This window comes from Parvimonas sp. M20, assembly GCF_035282425.1.
Lineage (GTDB): Bacteria > Bacillota > Clostridia > Tissierellales > Peptoniphilaceae > Parvimonas.
In genome coordinates, this window is sequence record NZ_JAYKBQ010000048.1 from 1 (window position 1) to 805 (window position 805).

General features: G+C 48.1%; 3 protein-coding genes. All 3 read right to left on the minus strand.

Annotated elements, in window-relative coordinates; translation table 11 throughout:
- Positions 1-8: 8 nt before the first annotated feature.
- The gene (locus VJI93_RS08275) at positions 9-332 is read right to left on the minus strand and encodes a hypothetical protein (protein ID WP_324009242.1); all 324 of its coding nucleotides are present in this window, start codon (positions 330-332) and stop codon (positions 9-11) included.
- Positions 333-343: 11 nt separating this feature from the next.
- Complete coding sequence (locus VJI93_RS08280; protein ID WP_324000456.1) at positions 344-604, minus strand: hypothetical protein; 261 nt, start codon at positions 602-604, stop codon at positions 344-346.
- On the minus strand, positions 591-805 hold a 215-nt coding region (locus VJI93_RS08285; protein WP_324009243.1), incomplete at its 5' end, for a hypothetical protein. The genes VJI93_RS08285 and VJI93_RS08280, both read right to left, overlap by 14 nt.

Genomic DNA, 805 nt, shown 5'->3' on the forward strand with positions numbered 1-805 from the left:
TACCTTGCTCATTGGCCCATTTCCTGAATGGCTTCTTCCCTCACCTGTTCCACAAGATCAGGAAACTGCACAATCAGATTGGAATACGTTACCACGAATGCATCTACTGCACGTTCCTGCTCGTCTGCAATATATGCCACAAGCATTTTCTGGTGGAATTCGCTGAGTACTTTGCGTTCCTCATAAGAAAGTGCATTGGTTACCAAACCACCACCTGGTCTGCTATGTAAATATGCAAAGCCATCCCAGGCAGTTTTGAAGGTTGCTTCGGCTTCGCGCTTGGACTTATCGCGAATAGCCTTTTCAATCTGCGTAATCTGTTCATTTGCCATTGTCTTGTTCCTTAATAGCAGGGATACATTTCCAAAGCCGCAATTAGTGCCTTAGTGAGGATCTGTGCGTTGGTGTCTGTTCTTTTGGCGGAGGCAATTATATCCCCAGCCAAAACCTTTGCTTTGGCCAGAGTAAGCTCCGTGGCATCATAATAGATACCCTCCAGGCGTTTAAATGCCTGCCTATGCAATGCTGCAATTTCCTGCGTAGACACGCCATTACGGTCTTCCGTTCCGAAGCTAAAGCTTGAGCCCTTACTAATCGGTTCCATCTTCGTCCTCCGTTTCATCTTCGTCCATGTCATCACCGATTTCTTCGGCGAACGACTCAAACTTCTGGTAGCCTTCGCGGTCCTCTGGCTTCTGCCAATGGCGCTTGAGGTTGTTCATCTGTTGCTGTGCTGTCGCCCAACGGCAATTGAGCTTGATCTCGCCAGTCACCAGATCAGGATGCCATCCATACCCATTATACG

Bases quoted from the DNA above. Each gene is read 5' to 3' on its own strand.
- VJI93_RS08275 (WP_324009242.1), bottom strand. From the start codon at position 332: ATGGCAAATGAACAGATTACGCAGATTGAAAAGGCTATTCGCGATAAG.
- VJI93_RS08280 (WP_324000456.1), bottom strand. From the start codon at position 604: ATGGAACCGATTAGTAAGGGCTCAAGCTTTAGCTTCGGAACGGAAGAC.